Genomic DNA, 24,161 nt, shown 5'->3' with positions numbered 1-24,161 from the left:
CTTGGTCAGCCCCGACAAGCGCTGGAGGGCTGACCGGTGAAGTCGTTCTTTGACTTCATTGGGCAGACCGAAGCGACTCGAGGGGCTAGGCGCTGAAGCTGGACATTTCTCGAAGTGAAAATTAACTTTCTTATCTCAAAAAAGACGGCTTACTCCAATCCATGGAGAGCCGTCTTTTTTATAAACTTTTTATTTTATTCAGGTTTGATTCTTTCCGGTACCGGATAATCGTCATATCATTATTGATTTCTTTGTTTTCACCGGTCCTCATGTACCCCATTTTTTCATATAAATAGCAATTCCGCTGTTCAGTAAGGATGGTGTCCAGTTCCCATGCATCTGCCTCGGGGTGCATCAGCTCGAGACGTTTCATGACCTGCTGGGCAATGCCCCTGTTATGGAACTGTCCCAAAATATTTATAATACGAAGCCTCATTAACCCAGGGGACTTTTCATGGACATGGACGCTTCCGGCTAGAGTGCCTTCAAAGAATATTTTGTAGTAATCCCCTTGTTCGAATCTTTCTCTGAATCTCTCCATCGTTTGCGTGACAGGACTTGTCTCATGGTCCTGGTATTTTTTATAAAGAGGCATGAAAACTTCCTTCTGCAGGGCTAAAAGCTCCTCAGCATCCTCAAGGGCAGCTTTTTTCAGGGAGATGTTTGAATTGACCATTGCAAATAACAGGTCAAAATAGTTAAAAGGGATAAACTCACCGTTTTTAACCATTTTCTTTATCTCCTCTTCACTTGCCCACTTTGCATCTGCCACTTCCTCTTCCTGAAGTTGCAGCTCCTCTATGGCGATATTTTGCCGGACCAGCCAGATATCATCGAATCCAACAGGAAATTTCACGGTGAATAAGCGTTCAGCCCTTTCCATGTCCAAGTCGATTCCGATTTCTTCCTTTGCCTCGCGAATGGCAGCCTGCTCGCTATCATCACCCATGATGGCAGAACCAGCAGCCGAACAGTCCCACATATTCGGAAAGCCCATTTTCCATGGCTGCCTCCTTTGAATCAAATACTGGCCATCATCATTCACGATCCAGACATGGACAACCAGATGATGATCCCCCGGCTTCATCTCCTTCCCCCGTTCGTGAATCCTGTCCGTCATATGCCTGTATTTGTCGTATATATTCCATAGTTCCATATATTAATGCTCCCCTGTCCTATCTGTTGTTCTTAAATTATACAGGTTTTTTCTGGAAAAAGTATAAAAAAGAAGCATGTACTCACCATGCTCCTCCATTCTCTATTTCACGCTTTTCCTTCTCATCCACTGTGTAGCTGCCCATTTGTCGCCGATGACAACTGGGGCTCCGCCGTGAAGGGTCAAGTCGTTCAAGTCTTGATTGTCATAGAAATATTCAAAATACACGGCCATGCCTTTTTGCGGGGATACAGCGAAGTTGAGTTTAGGGAAGTAGGTTTCTCCTCCCTCTTCGACATCATTCAAATACATGACGAGTGTGCTGATCCTTGGGTTGCTTACATTTGACGCGAAAAAGTCAAAATGTGCTTTGTACTCCTGGCCGATTTTATAGTTCAGGATTTGCAGGCCTTCACCGTGTTCATTGGGAATGTCCATGATTTGCGATATTCTTTTTTCAACACGCGCCACCACGTCATTTTCAGTTTCATCGATAAATGTGCTGCTGCTCGTCCTCAGCTCATCTACTTCACGGGTGTTGCCGACTTTTGAGCGCTTCAGCTTGTCCTTTGACAGCTTGATCAGCTCATCGCATTCTTCGTCACTTAGGACATTTCCCAAAATGACAATTAACGGCTCTTCCATCCTGGCAATAATGTTGATTTCACGATCGTCGGTTTTGATTTTGTTTCCGATGTGATTAAAAATCGTAGGTTCTTTAACAGTTACATCAACAGCATCCATTCTCAACTTTCATCAACCTCTTAATTATGAATTTTTCCAAAAATCAGATTGATCTATATACGAAAGTATCATTCATTCTTTAAGTTCCCTTGTTTCCTCCTGTAATTCAAAATGGATGACAAAACCGAATCTATTACTCTATTCAATTTTTCAATTTATTTTACAACGCGGGAAGGTGATTTACTATCTTTTTTTGGAAATGAAGCCATGAATAAAAAAAAACGCCGCAAGTTTGCGGCGGCGCATTTCACCCATAAGCCTGTGATGCGATTGTGTATAGTGTATCGTTTCTGTACGGCATTTCCTTCGTATGGATTGCCATTACTGGAGGGTTGCTGACTTTTACAAATCCGCTTTGTTCCAAAAAAGCCATCAGCTTTTCCTGGCCTGAAGGTACGTCTACCCTTAATTTCCCTTGATGTTTGGAAGCAAGGCGGTCGATGATTAATTCTGCAATTCTATGATCGGGCGCAACGACCGGGCCCAAAATCATATTAACAGAGCCCAGTACAGAAAGACCAAAACCAATGATTCTTGAATTCTCATCCTTCACGACGATACATTGATATGACTGTTGAAGCCTATTGCGAAGGAAGATACTTCTTTTCTCCCCGAAAGCTGCTCCATCCAGTTCAAGTATATCTTCCAGTTCCTCGTCCTTAAAAGCTTCTATTGAAATCCCGCTTATTTTTTTCAGATTGGTTGGTTTATATTTGTCGCACAGGTATTTATGGACAGAGTCAACCACTGTAAAACCCAATTTCTCGTATAGTGGTTGGCCATCAGGAGTAGCAATTAACAGGATGGAGCGGTCACGCCCGCTTTCTATACATTTTTGCATAACTTCTTTTCCCAGACCGAGCCCTCGATAATCGCTATGAACAATCACCATACCAATTGAAGCGAGCCTACGGTCATATTGAATGATCGCCGCACTGGAGACGACCTGGCCTTCGCTATTCTTGTGGCCATAGATTTTAAAGGATGAGGATAATAGTGTTGCAACTTCCGCCTCGTCATAATCCCAGCCGACAGATGCTGACAGCTCAATCAAGCCTCTCGCATCCATCACGTCCATTTCGAATAATTCAACTGATTTTTTTGATCGCTTCATAAAGACTTCTCCTCTATTTTTCAAAATTCTTCATCGCCTGTTCCATAAATTCAGCCAGGGCAGCCTCATCTCCGGGAAAGGCCGGCCATAGTGGAACGATTAATATAAGATGCAAACAATCCGCTCACCGTCCGGCTGTTAATATGTTTTTCCCCATCCAATATAGCTCTCCTTTCTTCCCTGGAAAAAACAAAGAGAATCCCAGTATTTCTCAGGATTCTCCCTTAACCTATACCGTTTCATATCTCTCATATAACTTGCCAGCTAGATCGACAATCAATTCTTTTAGCTCTACTTGATTCGCCCATTCTTCAGGCACAGCCTTGAGACCCTGGCAGGCACCGATAATATTTCCGCAGATCGAGCCCGTTGAGTCACTGTCGCCATCATGATTTACTGACAGGATCAACGCCTTCCGGAAGTCTGTTTCCTTCAAAGCACAGTACAACGCAATCGCAAGTGCTTCCTCGGCTACCCAGCCTTCGCCAAGCTGCGATATCGCTTCTCCAGAATCCACCTCACTCTTTACAAGTTCAACCGCATCCTCAATGGACTTCAATGTCTCTTCATGATGACGGTAGCTTTTCAAAATGGCAATGGCATCCTCGATGCTTTCGGATAAACTTTTGCCATTGAGCAGTTCTGCAATGATCACAGCGAGTGATCCAGCTGCCAAATATCCTGACGGATGTCCATGGGTAATCGCGGCGATTTCCGCAGCCACTCTGAATGCTTGCTCCGGGTCTTTATGTAAAAATAAGCCGACTGGCGCAACACGCATGACCCCGCCACATCCCTTGCTGTTGTTGATCGGCCTTTCGATCGTTCCCATTTTATTGCTTTCAAGCGCCGACAGGCATGTGTTGCCCGGGGCCCTTGCTGAATACAATTCTTTATATTGTAAAATGCTGCTGCCCGCCTCATGGGGCTGGGGATCAAGCAGCCAGTCATAATGCTCATCCGGCAGGGCTCTTGTCTGGGTATAAAGCCAGCGGAGATAAGATTGATAGATGCCGCTTCCTGCAAAGCTCCCAATCCCCCGTTCGCTCATGCGGTCATATGCCCAGATCAGGCCATCAGCCGTGAACAGCGTCATCTGGGTATCATCGGAAAACAAGGCCTTTCCTGTGTAACGATCAAGCTCTAAATCGGTTATACCTTCCTCGCCAAATCTCGATTTAATCTCATCAAGCTTCATGAACTCTACCGTGTAACCAAGAGCATCTCCAATCGCACCGCCAAGCAAGGACGCTATGAACAAATCTTTTTTAGACATAGGGACTCCTTTGGATTGAAATTTATTAATAGTATTCTTCGCCAAACAGACCTAAAATCCTCCCTTTTTGTAATTCTTCCGGGAAGAGTAAGATGACAGGCACCATCATGCGTTCTTCGTCCAGAGCTTCGTCAAATCCACATACCCAAAATGCCTAATCTCCACATTCATCAGATTGATAGAAAACGGGATTTGCCGTTTTGTGTAATACAGGGGAACACACAGGGATTCGACTTTCATATATTGTTCGATCTGCAAATGGAGGCTGTTCCATTGCTCAAATGGCGTTGTTGTATAGTCTTCAACGACTTGCTGTAAATATTCACTCTTTTCAATCAAGCAATGAAGCGGTGAGAAGCTGTTTTTCAAAAAGAAAAAGTAGGAGAAACTCTGGTTCATTTCGAAAATTTCTCCGTGGATAAACAAGTCCGCTCCCATTTTTACTTTAGGATCATAAAGAGCGTCCCGGAAGGATACTTCCTCCATTTCGACATCCAGGCCAGCCTCCTCGAGCTTTTCTTTTAACCATAAAGACGTATTCGTCGTGTAATTCACATAAATCATCTTGAGCGGCGCTGATAAGGACGGCTTTGTAAATTCCGGCATGGTGTAGGGCCGGGATAAACCGATCAGGCAGCCTTCATTGTTGCCGGTGATCCTTCCATCAACTTCTGGAAGTTCATGACGATGCCGGTCTATGACCATGTGGATGTAGTCACGGACTTCTTTACGAGCCATATCCGAGCTTCTATATGGATTCATGACCACAATGCCAAAGCCTGAATCGCTTTCCACCTTGAAGGTATCGACTTGTTTCGATTCATGGCCGGCATGATAGACAACCTGGAATTCTTTAGGTACCTGGATGAACTCCACACGGTCAAGCAGCGGCCGATACCCGTAGTATTGCTTGAACGCGCTTAAAGCTGTTTTCTCTGCAGATTCCTCTGCCAGATAAAATCCTCCTGTCCCCAGCAGCTTTCCATTCACTTCTTTAAAAATGCTTGCGGTCAAGAGGCCCAAGAGCTGGAGTACATAGGAACAGCCGCCAGGAAACTCAAGCTTCACCACCAGTGGAGATGGAGTTGTGATTGCCGTGATGGGTTCCCACAAGTCTGCAAAATTCTCATCCTGTTTCATTTGCTGCAAACAACCGACGGCATCCTCAGCTTTTAAAATCGAGCCATCATGGAAGGCAACATCCTTCCGTAAATATAATACGAGTTGGTTATCTGTGTATTCCCAGCTGTGGGCCAGTTCCGGGTCAACCGAATCGTCGGCATTCAGAGTGACGAGCCTGTTATAGAGATTGGCGATGATATTTGCGCTATGGGCATCCGCCAATTTTAAAGGATGGAAGGTGACAAAAGGATAAAATCTTGGGATGATTAAGCTGTCCTGTCCTTCCTGGTTGAAGCCAAGCTTTGCCTGGAAAGCAGTCATCAGCCGCTGCTTCGTTTCCACCGACCAATCCAGCAGCAGTAATTTGCTTACAGACTCGATTGGTTCTTTTTCAAGGCTCCTGAAAAATAGATCTTCATATTCCTGCTCAACTTGACGATTCCACTCCAGAGAGGAAGTATTGCCCCTTCCCCTGCCGGACTGGAACGTGAGCCAGCCTTCCTCCTGCCATTGCTGCAGCTTTCGGCGTGTCTGCTTCGTACTGAGCACCAGGACTTCAGCAAGTTCCTCTACTTTTACAGCTCCTGATTTGACCTGATTCCATAACAATAGTAAATGGCGATCCATACGTTCTCCTTAAAAGTGGACAATTTTATTTTAAAAGGGAATTTTTAGTTATATTCGTCTCCTTTAATATACAAAGTATAGAAGGAGGCTGGCAATATGAAATGGAAAGAATATCCTCAAAACTTGAAAGTCCGCTTAATTACTTCTTTTTTTAACCGGGCAATTTCAAGCGCAGTCATGCCGTTCATGGCCTTATTTTTCGCGCAGCATAAAGGAGCAGTGTGGGCCGGGGTTTTTCTCGGGATAAATGTGTTCATTGCCTTCATAGGCAATCTTGTTGGCGGATATATATCAGACCGTTTTCACCGTAAAACGATTCTGCTGCTTACGTCTGCAATCAGTGCTGTCACTTTTGGGTTGATGACGGTCAGCTTGCTGCCTGATCAAAAATGGATAATAGCCTTCGCTGGCGGATATATGCTTTTCATGCTATTCAGCAGTTTGGGCCGTCCTTCGATGCAGGCGATTATCATCGATTCAACGACAGCTGAAAACCGCAAAGCGATTTACGCGCTCGACTATTGGTTCACGAATTTGTCTCTGGCAATCGGGGCTGCCCTCGGCGGGTTGTTTTATGCCCATCACCAGCTGGCTTTGTTCACGGCATTGACAATTGCCTCTGCCTGTCTGCCAATCGCCTATGCGATCTGGCTTCAGGACACATCCGTTCCCCTGCTGGCGCAAAAACACAAAAATATCTTTATCGACCTGATTGCCAACTACAAAGTAGCATTGCAGGATAAACCGTTCGTCATGGCGATTGTTGGTAGCATGTGCATTTACGCAGCTGAATTCTCTCTCAACAGCTATATTGGTGTCAGGCTGGCTAATGAGTTTCGCCCGCTATTTGTTGGAAACTTTGAAATTTCAGGTGTTCGGATGCTTAGTATCCTCAACATCCAGAACATGCTCCTCGTCGTGATGCTGACTTTTATCGTCACGAAGATGACCGACAAATTTGATAAGAAAAAGATGCTGCTTGCCGGACTGATCCTTTACAGCATTGGATACACCGTGATTACTTCTGCAAATGTCTGGTACGCATTGCTTTTGTTCAACCTGGTTGCTACCATCGGCGAACTGATTTATTCACCAATCGCCAATGCCGAAAAAGCCAATATGATGCCAGAAGACAAACGAGGATCCTATTCAGCGTTTTCAGGCATCAGCTTCAGCGGAGCAGATTTGATTGCCCGGTCGACAATCATCATGGGTGCCTTTTTGGTGCCGAGCATGATGAGTGTGTATATCGGCATCATTTTGATGACGGGAACAGCGATGCTGTATGGCGGTTTGTTTGTGGCTCGTGAGAAGAAACGAAAAGAGTTATATGTGAAAACTGTTTAAAAAAGAGGGAAAACCTTATGTGCAGGTTTCCCCTCTTTTCATTTCACGTCTGAAGAGTCGTCGTAATCATAGCGGAAGCCGTCTGATTGATTAGCATGTTCGTTCTTTTGGTCTTTCTGCTGCTGTTCAATCGCATTCTCGTCTTGTTGTTTCTTGTCAGGATTCAAGTGGTTTGCCTCCTTTTTATACTCTATTATCCCAAGTCAATTCTTCTTATATTCATAAGGCTGATGATCGTGGAAATACTAGGAGTATAAATCCTTACATAACGAGGCAGCCCAATGCAGCGCAATTACGCAATCGACTACATTAAATTTTATGCCATCCTGGCAGTCGTCATCATTCATACCTTCCCGGGCAATGATCAGCCCGGCTATTTTGTCCTTGATAATCTTTCAAGGTTTGCTGTTCCGTTTTTCTTCGCTGCTTCAGGCTATCTTTTCAGTCTTAAGGTGAGCGGCAATCAGCAGTCCTTTGCTTACTTCAGAAAATATGTCACAAAAATACTGAAGATCTATGTTAGCTGGCTTATTTTTTATTTTGTCTATGATGTAGCGAGAATCATGCTGACAAATGAAAACCCTTCGGCTGAACTTTCGAAGTATATGGAGAATATGACGGCCCTTAACCTCCTCTATTATGGCCAGGGGACAAGCGGCTATCAGCTGTGGTTCGTGATTTCACTGGTATGGAGCACCGCGATTCTATACCTCTTTTACAGGCTGAAGAAAGTCAGGCTGCTTTTGGTGATCGCACTTTGCTTCAATCTCCTTGGCCTTTTTGGACAGTCTTATTCCATATTCGATGAGCTGCCGGTCAGTACAACCCGCGCCGCTCTATATGTCAGCCTGTTCTATACGGTTTTAGGATTCTGGCTTGCCACCATTCAAACCTGGCAAAAATATAACGGCAGAATCTATTTCTACTTGTTTTGCCTCTTTACCCTTCTGCAGGTTTCAGAAGGATTCTGGCTGCAAAAGGGATTGGAAGCCAAACATGGAGAGTACTTCTTTTCGACGATTTTCCTAACCTTGTTTCTGTTCCTGTACGCGTTAAGCAATCCCAATCTCGGAAAAGGCCTATTCCTCACCAAAATGGGCGCAAACTCGCTCGGAATATATGCCATTCATGTTTTCTTCATTGATATGATTGATCTCTTCTTTAAACAAATCGGCTTGGAACCGAGCACTCATAACTTACTGCAGAATTTAGTGGATGCGTTTCTTGTTTTTGTTGTGTCGTATGCAACTTATCAATTGCTTCAAAAAATGAAGGCATTTCGCCTAAATCGAAACTAACGAAAAAAGCAATTACGAACATATTCAGTTCGCAATTGCTTCTCTCTTAGTTCACTACAAGGGCACGTTTGCCCATCGCATTATATATGTTGATGAACTTTGCTTTTGGCAATCGGACGTCTTTTTTTACTGCTTCACTGTCGTTGAAATAAACATAGTTTGCGTCTGTTCCGGTAATGACGATATTATGTAATGGCCTTGCAGCATTAATCGTTTTGCCTGCTGTCGTTTTCCATGTCCTCGCAACTGGCATTTCATAATTGATCGTAAACCAGACCAGCACCGGCTTACCTTGTTTCACATAACTTTCAATCTCAGTAAAATTCTTGCCAGTCAGAGCAATTCCTCCCGGCCGGTACTTGTCGAGCACTTTTTTAAGCGGCCCTGGATTGATCGTATAGCCATTGCCAAATGGTGTCCCGACAAAGCCAACATTCGGGTCTCCCCAAATTTTGATCGAACCGTCAGAATTCCGGACTAGTTTGGTTGAATCATATGGCATTTGCTTAGCAAGGGTTGTTTTATCAGCATTCACTCCATAGTAGCGGAGAGCCATGGCAAGTGAGGTAACCTCACAGCCGCTCGGCAATTCTGGACGCTGTGCAATCACAGGAATGTCCATTTTTTTGTTGAAAGATGCATTGCTTGTCGATACATAATCCCCGCTGACAAAACCGATTTTTCCTTTATATGAAATTTTATACCAGCCATTGCTTTCCTGTCGGATTACATCGAGCACTGTACCATTATTGATAAGCCCCATGCTCTTATACTGAGTGCCAGGTCCAGTCCTGAAATGCAATCTTGTAGCCGTAACTCTGTATACTGCAGAACTGTACACATAATCACCGCTGACATAAGCCGTTTTTCCATTGAAGGAAATTTTGTACCATCCATTATTCATCCGTTGAATCACATTTAGCTTGTTGCCCTGGACCAGCCGGCCGACTTTTGCATAGTTCGTACCCGGTCCCGATCTGACATTCAGGACATCTGCTGTTACGGTAAAAGTTGGCCCAGCAGCTTGTGCCACTGTTTCATTGCCAGGAAACAAAGGAATTTCCGGCATCATCAGACTGCTGCTGACTAGGATCGTTGAGGCAACCATGCCTTTCGCAACCCTCTTCTTAAACAATGAGTAGTTGTCCTTTTTCATTCGTCGTTCTCCCCCAGTTTTGCAGAATTTCCTCAAGCTGTGTCGAAAACTATGAATCTACTACAAAACTATCGGGAATGGCATATCAAGTCCACCGAAAACCGCGAAAATCGCGATAATTGAACCCATTGGTTTACATGCACAAAGATTAGCAGGAAAATTGTTTTAGACTTTTTACGGAAAATGAGGATAATATGCCGAGAGACAAGCCGCTAAAGAAAGGTCCCTTTCCCTATTGATTTTTCATACTAAAACCCACTCGATATAGCATCAAGTGGGTTCCCTCATTCTTTTATGATAAATCAGCAGAATCTGAGACCCTCTCAAGCCTCTCCAAAATCCGCCTCTTCTGATAAAGCATCGTCCCTGTCTCGGCAAGGTCGCTGACCATTGAGCGATTGGCGAATGCGCCGAACACAATTCCGGCTACCGGCACCATCTGGAGCAGCTTTTTCCAGCCGAATGATTCGGTGTAGGTCAGCGTCACCTCACGCCAGCCTTGAAGCTCAGAAATGACCTCGCGTGACTTATTATCGCTGTTGAAGCCAGTAAGTTCATTCAGTATTGCCTGTTTTCCGACCACATCTGCGGAGGAGAATTGCAGGCATTTAATGATGAAGACACGCTCCTTCTTATCCTTAGGGTCGTAGCCATGGATGATCGCAATATCCTGGAGTGTTTTCAGCGAGAGTGCCAGGACTGCGGGAATATCGATTGCCAGGGTAAAAATCCCGCCGATTCCTGTGCTCGCACCCTGAATGGTTGCTGCTTTTTTTCGCTGCTCGCCCAGTGCCAATGAGGCTGTCTTCATTTCCCCCACTGGGACGTTCTCCAGATCAGAAAGCTGTCTGACACTCCGGCCAGTTTTCTTCTCGATATGGTTGAATACCGACTTCTCGCTCGATAGATACTGGCCTCCGGTTTGAATGTAGCTTCCCATCTCATCCAGCAGGAGACCGACCTTCTCCTGGATGAATTTTGGCGTGAAACGGTCAAGCATCATGAATGGAAGCCTGGTCAGCTTCTCCCAAAACCATAAGCCCTTTTGGTCCTTCTCCCATTTCTCTATTTCCTTCAATTCACTCAGTAGGTATTCTCTTGAATCCATCCTCAACCATCCACCTGTCATTTTTGATACTATATTAACGGTTTACACTATAAGAAGGTTTCATTTTACATCAAGATTATAGTGTTCCTTGGCAAGCTGCTTGAATTTGCTCGAATCTATTTCTTCTTTCGTAACCTGCCCATCCTTCCAGCGGGTGAAACTGGATTCTGTCAGCACCATACTGCCGTTAGCAGTCACCCTGGTCAGCAGCGGCTTCTTGTTAAACGCAGACTGCGGATGTTCAGTGATGATTTTCTTCATTTCTGTTAAATCGCCCATATTCTCCACGGGCTGTCTTGATTCAAAGGCGTATCCAATTCTCCAGTCAGTGTCTTTATGCTTAAGTTTCATCTCTAAAAAGTAGTCACCGAATTCACTTTCTTCTTTCCTCACCCGGAACTCCCCGGTCGGTGTCATGATTTCTGAGCCATCAAGCGGAACTGGCCTTAGCGGCAAATTGCCTCCAAAACCTGTATCAACCAGGTACCTCTTGCCATCATCGTTCAAAATGATCGCAGCATGCGTCAGTCCAGTTGGACTAAAGCCGTTAAGTTCAGGAACGTATACTGCCCCGAGGATCAGCTGGACATCAAGGCCATTTTCTTTTAAAAACAGGTACAAAACCCCGTTAAGATCATAACAAAGTCCGCCTTCGTTTCGGTGGAGAATTTTATCCACCAGGCTGTCCTCGTTCAATTCACCTGGGTCGCCAGAAAGCGTGCAAAGGTTCTCGAATGGAATCGCTGATGCTGTCAGTTCAAGAATTCCGGCAAGATTTTCGAGTGTAATGGGTTCTTTTGAATTCAAGCCAATTCTTTTGCGGAAAAGAACATTTATATCATTCATCTCTCTATACCTCTTTCCAATAGTAGACATACTTCAAGAATACTTGAAAATACCATTCAAATCCCAATTAACTAATAGTTCTATTTCCTTATTTTTTCTTATTTCCTTAACTATAGAATGGTAACATCCCTGCCGTTTTTTGACGAATCCGTGACATTTATTGAAGAACTAAATCATTATCCCTAGAAAACTCCCGATTTACGCAGGATTTTGGAACTATTTGTTTGACAGATGAACGTTGACATTCCATTGCTGGTTAGGCAATTCTATTGTAAAATGAAAAAGATAGATTATTGCAAACGCTTGCATTTTTTAGGGGATTAAATTTTTTTGCCTGCTTGTGCAAACGGTTTCATAAGTTGCGCATTTGAGAAAGGAGGACCTTGAAAAAACTGATTTTGAAGCATCAATCAATCTAGGGAGGAATGGATTCAGATGAGAAGAAGCACCAAACGCAGTTTCTCAATTTTCATGACAGCAATCATGCTGTTGAGCTTGTGGATTCCTTTTGTACCTGCACAGCAGGCTAACGCAGAAGGAACTGCTACAACTTCGGAATCAACCGATCGCAAAGTCCGCTTTACCTATATACGGGAAGATCAAAATTTTGGCGAGTGGAATATTTGGACCTGGAATACTGGTGTACAGGACGGCCAGGTTGATTTTACAACAAAGGAAGGCAGAAAGGCGGTCGCGAACATCCCTGTAGGCGCAAATACGGCCGAAATGGGCTTCGTGCTTCGCAGTACTTATGATTGGAATACTGCACAAAAGGAATTTGGGGACCGTTTTATCAAGGTTAATAAAAATGATTCGATTACTAAAGTGTTCGTTACAAGCGGCGTAGAGCAAATCCGCATTGTGCCTGATGGGTCGGCTCCTGTGATCGCAGATGGAAATGCGACTTTCTTTTACCGGGACAAAGAGTTGTTTGCAAATGATCAGATGAACACAATTGAAAAAGTAGATTTGAAGATTGATGGCAAGACTTTACCAATGACCTATGAGCCTGAGAATGAGAGATTTGCAGTTTCATATGAGAACATTCCAACTGGAACACATGGGTACACATATTTAGTTACAAAGGATGGCGTCACTACCGAAGTAACAGATCCTTACAATCCAGCTTCGGAAATCACCTACGCGAACGCTGACCTGACAGTTTCAGGTTCTGTCAACCCAGCAGAAATTGATTATAGCCAGAACGCTGTGCTGAAAGTTGATGTAGAGGGCCTGACAGATGGAGTTGAAATCAGCAAGATTACGGCTGATGTGTCCGAACTTGGCGGGTCAAAGACTCTTGCAATCGATCCTTCTTTAATGGAAGTTACCATTGCAGTCGATGACAACATAACAGCAGGTGCGAAGACGATTCCTGTAACGGTGACCGATTCATTTGGCAACCCGCATACCGGCAATGCCAATGTTACGGTTAAAACAAGACAATCTGTCGGCGATAATGATTTTGACTGGGATGAGTCGATCATTTATTTCATGCTGACAGACAGATTCTTTGATGGGGATTCCTCCAATAATGATCCTTATGGCTTAAACTATGACACTACTGATCGCGGTACGTATCAGGGCGGCGATTTTAAAGGCATTACTGAAAAATTGGATTACCTGGATGAACTGGGTGTCAACACAATCTGGATTAGCCCGATTGTTGAGAATGTTAAGCATAATGTCCGCTACAAAGATGGCGACCCTTCGTACTATGGTTATCACGGATACTGGGCAAGCAATTTTGGCGAATTGAACCCTCACTTCGGTACGATGGAAGACTTCCATAACCTGATAGATTCTGCCCATGAACGCGGCATCAAAATCATGGTTGATGTGGTATTGAACCACTCTGGTTATGGTTTGAAAGATATTGATGGCCAGGTGACGAACCCTCCTGCCGGCTACCCAACAGATGAAGAACGCAGCACTTTCAGCAATCTTCTTCGCCAGGGTTCCAATGTAGGATCGGATGAAGTCGTTGGGGAACTATCAGGCCTTCCTGACTTCAAAACAGAAGACCCTGAAGTCCGCCAGACAATCATCGACTGGCAGACCGACTGGATTGAAAAAGCAACAACGAGCAGCGGAAATACAATTGACTACTTCCGTGTGGATACTGTAAAGCACGTAGAAGATGCGACCTGGATGGCATTCAAGAACGCCATTACAGAAAAAATGCCGAAACACAAGATGATTGGCGAAGCCTGGGGTGCAAGCGCCAACGACGATTATGGCTATCTGGAATCAGGCATGATGGATTCCCTGCTTGATTTTGACTTTAACAATATTGCGCATTCTTTTGTAAACGGAAACCTGAATGCTGCCAATGATGCGTTGATCAAGCGTAACGCGAAAATTGATAACACCGCTACACTCGGCCAGTTCCTGGGAAGCCATGATGAAAATGGATTCCTGTTTGATGCTGGAAATGATGAAGGCAAGCTTAAGGTTGCCGCTTCCCTTCAGGCAACAGCTAAGGGCCAGCCGGTCATTTACTACGGTGAAGAACTTGGGCAAAGTGGTGAAAATAACTATCCGCAATACGACAACCGTTATGACCTAGCCTGGAATCAGGTGGAAGGCAACGATGTCCTCGAGCACTACAAAAAGATTTTGAACTTCAGGGGCGACCATTCTGAAGTATTCGCAAAAGGCGAACGTACGACAATCGCTGGTTCAGACAGCGACCAGTTCCTCCTTTTTGCACGGAAGCATGGTGATGATGCTGCCTATATCGGATTGAATATTGCTGATGCAGCAAAAGAAGTGACATTGACTGTGGATTCAGCAGATGCCGTTGTGACAGACCACTATTCAGGTGAGACATATACTGCGACAGCTGGAAAAGTAACATTGCCAATCCCTTCTAAAGCAGATGGCGGTACTGTTTTACTAACGGTGGAAAATGGTTCAATCACTCCTGGAGAAGATGGCAATGGAGATGATAATGGCGATGGGAACACTGTTGAACCGATCCCAGCCAATCACATCCGCATCCACTACAAGCGTGACGACAACAATTATGCAAACTATGGAGCATGGCTGTGGAACGATGTAGCCTCCCCTTCTGCCAACTGGCCGACTGGAGCTACAATGTTCGAGAAAACAGACAGCTATGGCGCCTATATCGACGTTAAGCTAAAAGATGGCGCGAAAAACATCGGCTTCCTCGTTATGGACGTGACAAAAGGTGATGCCGGCAAAGACGGCGGAGACAAAGGCTTTACGATTACTTCACCTGAGATGAACGAAATTTTCATCAAGCAAGGCGATGACAAGGTTTATACCTATGAACCAGTCAACCTGCCAGCAAATACCGTCCGCGTTCACTATGTACGTGACAATGCTGACTATGAAAACTGGGGTCTATGGAACTGGGAAGATGTCGCGGCACCTTCTGATGGCTGGCCTACAGGCGCAGCTTCCTTCACTGGAACTGACCGCTATGGTGCCTATGTCGATATCAAGCTGAAAGACAATGCTAAGAAAATTGGCATGATTACCCTGAACAAGGCAACTGGCGACAAGGATGGCGGAGACAAAACCTTCAACCTTCTCGACAGATACAATCACTTATGGGTAAAACAAGGCGATGATAATGTCTATGTATCTCCATATTGGGAGCAGGCAACAGGCCTTATATCTGCAGAAGTCATCTCTGAAGATTCGATTCTATTAGGTTTTACCATGACAGATGGATTGTCGGCCGATGAACTGAAGTCAAAGCTGGAAATCAAGGATGCCAGCGGTGCAGCAGTTTCAATTGAAAGTGTTGAAATCAAAGGCAAATCCGTTACAGTGAAAGCCGCATTCGATTTAGATAAGCTTCCTCTTTCAGTCACATATTCAGGCAGAACAGTGAAGGCTTCTACCAGCTGGAGAATGCTTGACGAGATGTTTGCCTATGAAGGCGATGATCTTGGTGCTGCCTATAAAGACGGGGCAGCAACTTTGAAGCTATGGGCTCCTAAAGCAAGCAAGGTTGTGGCAAACTTCTTCAATAAAGACAATGCAGCTGAGCAAATTGGCAGCATCGAATTAACAAAGGGTGAAAAAGGTGTCTGGTCTGCGGAAATCGCACCTGGTGACCTGAATGTAGCCGATGTTAAGGGTTATTTTTACCAGTATGAAGTGACAAATAGCGGAGTCACAAATAAGGTTCTCGATCCTTACGCGAAATCGATGGCAGCGTTCACGGTGAATACAAAAGGTGGAGCTGGCGCGGATGGGGATACTGTCGGTAAAGCGGCAATCGTTGACTTGAGCGGCACAGATCCTGAAGACTTCGATCATGCGAAAATCAAAGGCTATGAAAAGCGCGAAGACGCGGTAATTTATGAAGTGCACGTACGTGACTTCACATCGGACCCTTCTATTGAAGGCGATCTGGATGCAAGATGGGGCTCTTATAAAGCCTTCACAGACAAGCTGGATTATATTAAAAAGCTTGGTGTAACACATGTTCAATTGCTTCCTGTCATGGCATGGTATTATGGCGATGAAACAAAGATGGGCCAAAGGGAACTTAATTACTCTGCCGGCGGAAATGAGTACAACTGGGGCTATGACCCGCACAGTTACTTCTCTCCGGATGGCGCCTATTCAGAGGATGCAACTGACCCTGAATTACGCGTGAAAGAACTGAAACAGATGATTGATGCAATCCATGATGCTGGAATGGGTGTCGTTCTCGACGTGGTCTACACTCATATGGCAAAAGCCAGCCAGCTGAATGACATCGTTCCTAACTATTACGCGTTCCAGGATGCACAAGGGAACTTCCTTGGCGGCTTCGGGAACAACCTGGCAACAAGCCACAAGATGGCTGAAAAGCTGATGGTAGATTCAGTTAAATACTGGTTTGAAGAGTACAAGATTGATGGCATGCGTTTTGATATGATGGGTGACGCCACCTATCCTTCGATCCAGAACGCTTACGATGCTGCGGCATCTGTAAATCCTGATGCGTTATTCATCGGCGAAGGCTGGAGAACATTCGCAGGCCACATTGCTGAGCCGGATTTAGCTGGCATGGGCGCAGATCAGGATTGGATGGATAAAACGGATAATGTCGGCGTCTTCTCTGATGAAATCCGCAACGAGCTGAAATCAGGCTTCGGTTCTGAAGGTGAGCCTCGATTCATCACAGGCGGTGCCCGCGATATCAACACGATTTTCAACAATATCAAAGCACAGCCAGGCAATACAGCTGATGATGATCCAGGAGATATGGTCCAATACATCGCGGCGCATGACAACCTTCCGCTTCACGATGTCATTGCCCAATCAATCAAGAAGGACCCTGCTGTACCTGAAAACGAGCTGGAAATTCACAAACGAATCCGAATTGGGAACTCCTTGATTCTAACGTCACAGGGCACTGCTTTCCTACACGCAGGCCAGGAGTACGGCAGGACCAAGCAATGGAAAGGTGAAGGTGTCCCTGAGCAGAAGTATCACGAATTGACTGATGAACAAGGAAATCCATTCGGCTACTTCATCCACGATTCATATGATTCATCCGATGCCATCAACATGTTTGACTGGCAAAAGGCAACAAATAAAAAGAAATACTCAGTCAACACTACAACACAAGCCTACACGAAAGGCCTGATTGAGCTAAGAAAGTCAACAAATGCTTTCCGCCTCGGCGAAAAGGATCTCGTTGACCAGAATGTAAGATTGCTTGATCTGCCTGAAATCAAGAACACAGACCTTGTCATCGCATACGAAAATGAATCTACAGATAACACTGGAACATACTACGTATTCGTTAACGCTGACACTCAAGCACGCACATTGACACTAGGCGATCTTGACTTCTCAAAAGGAAAGGTCCTGGTCGATAATGACGAAGCCGGTAAAACTCCGGTATCCAAAAAGTCCGGTTTCAAGCTGTCAAAAGACAAGTTAGCACTTGATCCATTGACAACAGTCGTCATCAAAGTAGACCAAAAAGGCAAAAAGAAATAATCATTTACGGCAGGTATCATCCTTACCAGATGGTACCTGCCGTTATTTTTGCCTTAATCGTTTACTGACAGCGCTATCAAGGGTATTATTAATGAACACACCTAGAACGACTAAGGAGAATCTGATGCTGGATTACAAGTTATATAAGGGCCGCGGCTCGGAGTATATTGTGCTGCTGCACGGGATTGGCGGGAACTCGAACATTTTTTACAAACAGTTGAAACCTTTCCTGAAAAAATATCATATTGTTGCGATCCATATGCCTGGCCATGGAAAATCACCAGACATAGACTCGTATAAAGATGGGTTTTCCTTTGACGTTATTGTCCGGGAAATCCTGCGCACCCTTGATCATCTCTCGATTCGAAAAGCGCATTTTGTCGGGATTTCGCTGGGTTCGATCATCGTCCATCATCTTCTGCAGACACGCCCGGATCGAGTCAGGTCGGCCGTTCTGGGAGGCGCCATCACCAGGTTCAACCTGTTCGCAAAATCTTTGATCAAATTGGCAGGGATAATTAAGGACTTCATCCCTTTTATGTGGCTGTACCGCATTCTGGCCCTGGTTTTGATGCCGAAGGACAACCATAAAGATTCGCGCCGTTTTTTCATCCAGGAGGCATATAAGATGAAGCGGAAAAACTTCCTCGCCTGGTATCATCTTGCCGGTGATGTCAAAGCCACCTACAGCAAGGTCCAGGAAAAAAGTGAGGATGTCCCAAAGCTCTATATATCAGGGGCCGAGGACCATATGTTTGTCCGCGAATTAACCGAGGACCTCCGCAGCGATAAAAGCTCGGAGCTGGTCATCCTTGAACAATGCGGACATGTCTGCAATATCGAGAAGGCCGATGATTTCAACGAGCTATCCCTCGAATTCATGGACAAGCATCAGGTTAAGAAAGCGTATATCAGTTAATGAGAAAAGCTCAAGTCCTCGAAATATAAAAAGGGAGCAGGCCAGGCGGCTTGCTCCCTTTTGGTTGCTTTTTAGTAATAAAATCCAGGCCCACAGCATGGGTACATCGGATATCCGTAACCATAGCCATAACCACCATAAAACGGCCGCGGGTAAAATAAAGCGCCTCCCAATAATCCACCAGCCAAACCACCTAAAAACGGTAATCCAAATCCCCACCTCTGGTCCTGCATTCGATAAGGATGTCTGTATGCGTACATACGGCTTACCTCCCTCTTCTCTATTTTGTATCCACTACCTTTATATGCATTTATCACGGTTTTGGCTTGGGCGAATACCTGTAAGGGAGACTGTTTCTTATCTGTATTCATGAGTTGCCACTCTGAACAAATGCACTTTTTTACTAAAAAAAGAAGAGCATGAGATTCTCCAATCCCATGCTCCTCACTAGACATATTAAACCTTAAATTTTGCTACCATTTCCCTCAAGCTCTCTGCCAGCCTCGCGAGTGAAGCGGAAGATGAGGATACCTCTTCCATGGAGGCCAGCTGCTCTTCCGTGGCCGAAGCGATTTCCGCCGTGCTTGCGACGGAGCCGCGGGCAATTTTTGTTACCTCCTCGATCGAAGCATTCACCTGCATGACGCTTGCCGACATTTCTTCAGAAATCGCGGAGACCTCCTGGATTTCCGAGCTGACATTCTCAATCGATTTTAAAATCTCATCAAATATCCGGCCTGTATCCTCAACCAATGATGTTCCCTCGGAAATTTCAGCTGCCCCTTTATTCATCATCTCGACGACCTGATGGGTTTCTTTTTGGATGACTTCAATCAAGCTGGAAATCTGGCTGGCAGACTGCCTTGAAAGTTCAGCCAGCTTCCTGACTTCATCTGCGACAACAGCAAACCCTTTTCCGTGCTCGCCTGCTCTTGCTGCTTCAATGGCGGCGTTGAGCGCCAGTAAATTCGTCTGGTCAGCGATGCCTGTAATGACCTCGATGATTTTGCCGATTTCAGCCGATTTTCGGTCCAGATCCTTGATGACAGAATTTGTTTCACTCGTTGTATGGTTGATTGTTTTCATCTTTTCAATGACTTTTTCCAGAGAATCATGGCCAAGTGTTGCCTGTTTCGTCGTATCAACCGCAGACTCTGCAACTGTGGAAGTCGTAACCGCGACACGCTGGATGGCACTAGACATCTCTCCTACTGCCTTCGCGCTTTCCTCTGTATTCTTGCTTTGTAGCTCTGCACCGCCGGCGACTTCCTGGATGGCTGTCGCCACCTGGTTCGTGGCAGAATTCGTCTGGTCCGCACTAGCCATCATCTCCTCAGCTGATGCCGCAACCTGCTCGGAAGTGCTGCTCACCTGAAAAATGATATTCCTTAAATTTGTTGCCATCTCATTGAAATCAGTTGCTAATTGCCCGATTTCATCTGTATTCTTCACATTGATTTTTTCAATGGCCAGATTTCCGTCAGCTAATTGCTTTGCTGCCTGAGAGACAAGCTGGACAGGTTTTGAAATCATTCTGCTAATATATGTAGCAATCACAGTCCCAATGACAAATGCCGCCACAGAGAGCGCGATGATGAGCAAGGCTACCTTCTGGACATTTCCGGAAAGGGTTTCACTCGTTGTATTCAGGGCAGCTTGCTGGTACTTAATCGCATCTTCGGCTGCTGAATTCAAGCTAAAGATAAGCTTATTTCCTTTTTCCTGCATTAAAAGCCTTACCTTTACCGTTTGTTCATCCCGGATGAGAGTAAAGGCTTCTGAAGCGACATCATAATATTGCGCCTCAGCCGCGACCAGATTCTCTCCCACTTTCTTCTCTTCAGCGGATTTTGCTGAGCTCAAGTACTTCTTTGAGCTCTTAGCAAAATCCTCTACCGCTCCTTCAAATTCGATCAGGCTCTCACCATCACTATTTGCCATGTATTTTTGAAGCGCAAGCTGCTCCCGCATGACGGCATCCTTCATTTCGACAATCAAATTCAGCTTCCCCATCCGGTCTTCAATCGACGTAGAATACTGACTATTCATCTTGTTAAATTCGAAATTCGTGATGATTGCCACGACTGCCAACAAAGCCAAAACCGAAAAAAAGCCCGCCAATAACTTGGCCCGAACACCAAACTTCATCTGTGGTTTTCTCGCAAAACTCTTCCTGAATTTCATTTTCCGCTCTCCCGTCCAGCAATATAGTCAATTACCGTTTCTCTTCATATTAATTATTTCGGTTCGATTTCAGAAAATTTTAGGACTTTAGCCATAAAACTAAAAAGAACGGCACTCCTACTTTCGATGGAAGTAGAAGAACCGTTCCTATGTTTATGCTTATGAGAGACTGCGATATTTGATTTCCCCGCCGATGATTGTCATATCGATGTTCATGGATAATAATTCGTCTGGATCGGCCATTTCAAATGGGTTGGATGAATACACAGTCATATCCGCAAATTTCCCTCGGGCGATTGTGCCTTTTACCGTCTCTTCATTTGTTGGATAGGCTCCGAGTTCGGTGAACAGGCGGAATGCATCGAACATTGATAATTTTTGCTCAGGTACATAACCCTCGTGGTTTTCACCCGGCTTTTTGCGTGTCACTGCCGCATGGATTCCGAGAATCGGGTCGACCGGTTCTACTGGAGCATCTGAACCTCCAGCGCAAATCACGCCAGCATCCATCAAGGTTTTCCAGGCGTAGGAGAGCTTGATCCGTTTTTCGCCAAGTCGTTCCTGTACCCATGGGAAGTCACTCGCAAGGAAACGCGGCTGGATGTCGGCAATCCTGCTAGGTGCCTTGAGACGTGGAATTAATTCCTCCCTCAGAACCTGTGCGTGGATCAAGCGGTCGCGATAGGCTGCAGCCGGGAACTTGTCCAGCACATCAAGGACATTTTCCAGTGCCTGGTCACCAATCGTATGGACTGCAATCGGCATGTCCAGATCACGCGCCCCTTTTACGATTTCATATAGCTGTTCCTGGTCATACATCGCATCGCCGTAGTGTCCCGGCGCATCGCTATATGGTTCTGTCAGGAGCGCCGTTCTCCTACCAAACGCTCCATCGGCAAAAATTTTCACAGCGCCGATTTGCAGTGTATCATTGCCGTATCCAGTGTACATTCCCGCTTCTTTTAAGTCCGGTAAAAATTCATGGTTGATCAGGAGATTGCTGCGCAAACCAAGCTGCTCTCCATTTAACAGCTCATTGAAAAGATTCCATGTCTGCTCCAATCCGCCGAGATACAGCGGATCATTCGTATGCACGCTTGTCAGCCCCTTGCTGATCGCAAACTGCATCGTCTGGCGCATCGCTTTTTTCCAGTCATCGTAGGAACGTTCCGGAATGTACTGTCTGACTAGATTCGCCGCTGATTCCAGGAACAAGCCCGTCGGCTGCTTGGTGATTTCATCCAGTACGATTGTGCCGCCCTCTGGAACACTTATATCCGGATGATAGCCGATCACCTCGAGCGCCCTGCTGTTGACTAACGTCGCATGCAGGCACGTCCTTGTTAAAAATAGCGGGTTTGCCGGCGCGACATAATCCAGCTCTGTAATTTTCGGAATCCCTCCGTCGGTAAAAAGGTTCTCGTCCCAGCTTGAGCCGACAATCCATTCGCCAGGCTTAAGCTGGTTTGCTTTTTCCTGTATTTTTTTTAGCATCCCCTGCTTGGTTGTGATTCCGACAAAATCTAGGTTGATAAAACTATCTGCCATGATCGATAGGTGAAGATGGCTGTCGATCAGGCCAGGGGTGGCTGTTTTCCCTTCGAGGTCGATAATTTGTGCCTGGCTGCCCCAATGCAGCACCATATCCGCAGAAGTTCCCATATCGATGAACCGGCCATTTTCAATGACCACAGCCTGAACAATTGGGTTAAGTGAATTGAATGTATAGATGGTGCCATTTTTGTAGATGGTTCTCAAGATGATTCTCTCCTTTTTGGTAAAATGAAAGCCAGGAGAGGCACATGCCCGGGAGTGGAGTTTAATAGAAGGAATGGAGGAAAAGCTCTTGTCTATAAAAAGCAACGACAGAAATAACCGGTCATTGCTTTTACAATACACGTTATCTCCCATTTCGATCAGTAGTTCTCCATGCGCCAATTCAAGCATGACAGTCTGCTCCTTTTTCAGAAAGCATCCCAGCAGTAACCAGTCTGACCCTGGCCACGCTTCGGCAAACAACCCTTCCAGCCACCATCATTGATGTCATACTCCGATGGCCTACTCTTGTTGTTCGCTCCTCTACCTCACCGATCTGATAAGATCATATGAAATTAGCTTAATAGTATCATAAATGCCCCAGAAAGTTCACTGATTTTTATTTTGGATTCTTTTAAAATGAAGGAAGAAAGGAAGTGGAAAATGATAGTTAAAGAACGGACCAAACCAGAAGAATTAGAGATTTTACAAGCGTTGAAGCCCCGGATGGAGCTGGAGGAGAAAGCGGCATCGAACCTGTACACGCTGGAAAAAGGCTATGAAGGCGAAGTGCAATTTGACCAGTGGTTCACGAACTGCCGAGTGGAGAGTCTGATTATCAACGACCTTTTACTGGAAGTGAATGGCACCCTCTTTCAAATCGATTCCCTCGTGATTACCCAGGATCGGCTCCACCTTTTCGAAGTGAAAAATTTAGAAGGAGACTACTATTTAGATGGAGACAAATTTAAAACCGCCGCCGGTGCTGAAACCAAAAACCCCCTCCACCAGCTAAGCCGTGCCGAATCCCTGCTAAAACAACTGCTGAAGAATCTAGGATTCTACATCCCTCTCGAACCACACCTCGTGTTCATCAACCCGGAATTCACCCTTCTGCAAGCACCACTGAAATCACCCATTATTTTGCCAACCCAACTGAATCGGTTTATGGATAGGATGAACAGAACCTCCTCAAAACTAACAAACAAACATACCAAACTCGCCGAGGCCCTCTTGTCCTTGCATATTAAGAAATCACCGTTTACCAGAGTGCCAGGGTACGAATTTGATGGGTTGAGGAAAGGGGTTGTTTGTGAGGGGTGTGGGGGGTTTTTGGATTCATTGGGACAAAAAAGATTTGTATGCAGTCACTGTGGGGCACGTGACTCTATTGAATCCCTTGTTTTACAAACGTTAAAAAGTTTTCAAATACTGTTTCCCGATCGAAGAGTAACCACAACCATCATATATGATTGGAGCAACGGAGACCTACCAAGGAAATCTATTAGAAGAGTTTTAAAAAACAATCTATCAGCCAACGGCGAATGCAAATCTACTTATTACGAGTAATAATTTCTACACGGACTTTAGCCAAGGGGAAGTTTTATCTCCTCTTGGCAATTTATTTGACCCGTTTCCCTTTTTCTTTCCTTAACCGGTCATATATCTCATCTTTATTTGACCGGTTTTTCTCTCACTTCCCCTAACTGGGCACATACCTCTTCTTTATTTGACCGGTTTTTCTCTTAC

At 45.2% G+C, this 24,161-nt stretch carries 17 protein-coding genes and 1 riboswitch; of the genes, 5 read left to right on the top strand and 12 right to left on the bottom strand.

Annotation, left to right across the window (positions count from 1 at the left end):
* Nucleotides 1–178: 178 nt before the first annotated feature.
* The 5 genes from QNH36_RS04025 to QNH36_RS04005 form a co-directional block, all read right to left on the bottom strand.
* Entirely contained in the window at nt 179–1,156 is a 978-nt protein-coding gene (locus QNH36_RS04025) for a bifunctional NUDIX hydrolase family protein/GNAT family N-acetyltransferase (protein WP_251543315.1), read from the bottom strand.
* 102 nt (nt 1,157–1,258) lie between these two features.
* Nucleotides 1,259–1,900 carry a 2OG-Fe(II) oxygenase gene (locus QNH36_RS04020; protein ID WP_251543718.1) on the bottom strand — a complete coding sequence of 214 codons (642 nt, stop codon included), beginning with the start codon at nt 1,898–1,900 and terminating at the stop codon, nt 1,259–1,261.
* 247 nt (nt 1,901–2,147) lie between these two features.
* Entirely contained in the window at nt 2,148–3,014 is an 867-nt protein-coding gene (locus QNH36_RS04015) for a GNAT family N-acetyltransferase (protein WP_251543317.1), read from the bottom strand.
* 229 nt (nt 3,015–3,243) lie between these two features.
* Nucleotides 3,244–4,290, bottom strand: coding sequence for an ADP-ribosylglycohydrolase family protein (locus QNH36_RS04010; RefSeq protein ID WP_251543319.1), 1,047 nt, complete (start codon nt 4,288–4,290; stop codon nt 3,244–3,246).
* A 105-nt stretch (nt 4,291–4,395) separates the two neighbouring features.
* On the bottom strand, nt 4,396–6,039 hold the full coding sequence (locus tag QNH36_RS04005) for an ABC transporter substrate-binding protein (protein ID WP_251543320.1): 1,644 nt from the start codon (nt 6,037–6,039) through the stop codon (nt 4,396–4,398).
* A 96-nt stretch (nt 6,040–6,135) separates the two neighbouring features.
* Between QNH36_RS04005 and QNH36_RS04000 the strand changes: the two genes are divergently transcribed.
* A complete protein-coding gene (locus tag QNH36_RS04000; protein WP_283904770.1) occupies nt 6,136–7,386 on the top strand; it encodes an MDR family MFS transporter in 1,251 nt (416 codons plus the stop codon).
* A gap of 38 nt (nt 7,387–7,424) precedes the next feature.
* Here the strand turns inward: QNH36_RS04000 and QNH36_RS03995 are convergent, their stop codons facing one another.
* Complete coding sequence (locus QNH36_RS03995; RefSeq protein ID WP_283904769.1) at nt 7,425–7,553, bottom strand: hypothetical protein; 129 nt, start codon at nt 7,551–7,553, stop codon at nt 7,425–7,427.
* 114 nt (nt 7,554–7,667) lie between these two features.
* Between QNH36_RS03995 and QNH36_RS03990 the strand changes: the two genes are divergently transcribed.
* Nucleotides 7,668–8,684, top strand: coding sequence for an acyltransferase (locus QNH36_RS03990; protein ID WP_283904768.1), 1,017 nt, complete (start codon nt 7,668–7,670; stop codon nt 8,682–8,684).
* Between the two features lie 46 nt (nt 8,685–8,730).
* Here QNH36_RS03990 and QNH36_RS03985 read toward each other — a convergent pair whose 3' ends face one another.
* The 3 genes from QNH36_RS03985 to QNH36_RS03975 form a co-directional block, all read right to left on the bottom strand.
* Nucleotides 8,731–9,840 (bottom strand): SH3 domain-containing protein, encoded by a 1,110-nt coding sequence (locus QNH36_RS03985; protein WP_144475322.1) that lies wholly within the window; start codon nt 9,838–9,840, stop codon nt 8,731–8,733.
* A 292-nt stretch (nt 9,841–10,132) separates the two neighbouring features.
* Entirely contained in the window at nt 10,133–10,948 is an 816-nt protein-coding gene (locus QNH36_RS03980; RefSeq protein ID WP_283904767.1) for an EcsC family protein, read from the bottom strand.
* Between the two features lie 60 nt (nt 10,949–11,008).
* Nucleotides 11,009–11,794 (bottom strand): arylamine N-acetyltransferase family protein, encoded by a 786-nt coding sequence (locus tag QNH36_RS03975; protein ID WP_283904766.1) that lies wholly within the window; start codon nt 11,792–11,794, stop codon nt 11,009–11,011.
* 435 nt (nt 11,795–12,229) lie between these two features.
* Here QNH36_RS03975 and QNH36_RS03970 point away from each other — a divergent pair, with 435 nt between their 5' ends.
* On the top strand, nt 12,230–17,773 hold the full coding sequence (locus QNH36_RS03970) for a pullulanase (protein WP_283904765.1): 5,544 nt from the start codon (nt 12,230–12,232) through the stop codon (nt 17,771–17,773).
* A gap of 91 nt (nt 17,774–17,864) precedes the next feature.
* Nucleotides 17,865–18,692 (top strand): alpha/beta fold hydrolase, encoded by an 828-nt coding sequence (locus tag QNH36_RS03965; RefSeq protein ID WP_251665128.1) that lies wholly within the window; start codon nt 17,865–17,867, stop codon nt 18,690–18,692.
* A gap of 71 nt (nt 18,693–18,763) precedes the next feature.
* Here QNH36_RS03965 and QNH36_RS03960 read toward each other — a convergent pair whose 3' ends face one another.
* The 3 genes from QNH36_RS03960 to QNH36_RS03950 form a co-directional block, all read right to left on the bottom strand.
* Nucleotides 18,764–18,952, bottom strand: coding sequence for a hypothetical protein (locus tag QNH36_RS03960; RefSeq protein WP_144475327.1), 189 nt, complete (start codon nt 18,950–18,952; stop codon nt 18,764–18,766).
* Nucleotides 18,953–19,148: 196 nt separating this feature from the next.
* Nucleotides 19,149–20,876 carry a methyl-accepting chemotaxis protein gene (locus QNH36_RS03955; RefSeq protein WP_283904764.1) on the bottom strand — a complete coding sequence of 576 codons (1,728 nt, stop codon included), beginning with the start codon at nt 20,874–20,876 and terminating at the stop codon, nt 19,149–19,151.
* A 159-nt stretch (nt 20,877–21,035) separates the two neighbouring features.
* Nucleotides 21,036–22,637 carry an amidohydrolase gene (locus QNH36_RS03950; protein ID WP_481825316.1) on the bottom strand — a complete coding sequence of 534 codons (1,602 nt, stop codon included), beginning with the start codon at nt 22,635–22,637 and terminating at the stop codon, nt 21,036–21,038.
* 151 nt (nt 22,638–22,788) lie between these two features.
* Nucleotides 22,789–22,966, bottom strand: a riboswitch (Lysine riboswitch).
* Between the two features lie 85 nt (nt 22,967–23,051).
* Between QNH36_RS03950 and QNH36_RS03945 the strand changes: the two genes are divergently transcribed.
* Entirely contained in the window at nt 23,052–23,981 is a 930-nt protein-coding gene (locus QNH36_RS03945) for a nuclease-related domain-containing protein (RefSeq protein WP_283904763.1), read from the top strand.
* Nucleotides 23,982–24,161 lie beyond the last annotated feature (180 nt).

The organism is Mesobacillus sp. AQ2 (assembly GCF_030122805.1).
Lineage (GTDB): Bacteria > Bacillota > Bacilli > Bacillales > Cytobacillaceae > Mesobacillus > Mesobacillus oceanisediminis_A.
This window is presented reverse-complemented; position numbering and strand designations above follow the sequence as displayed.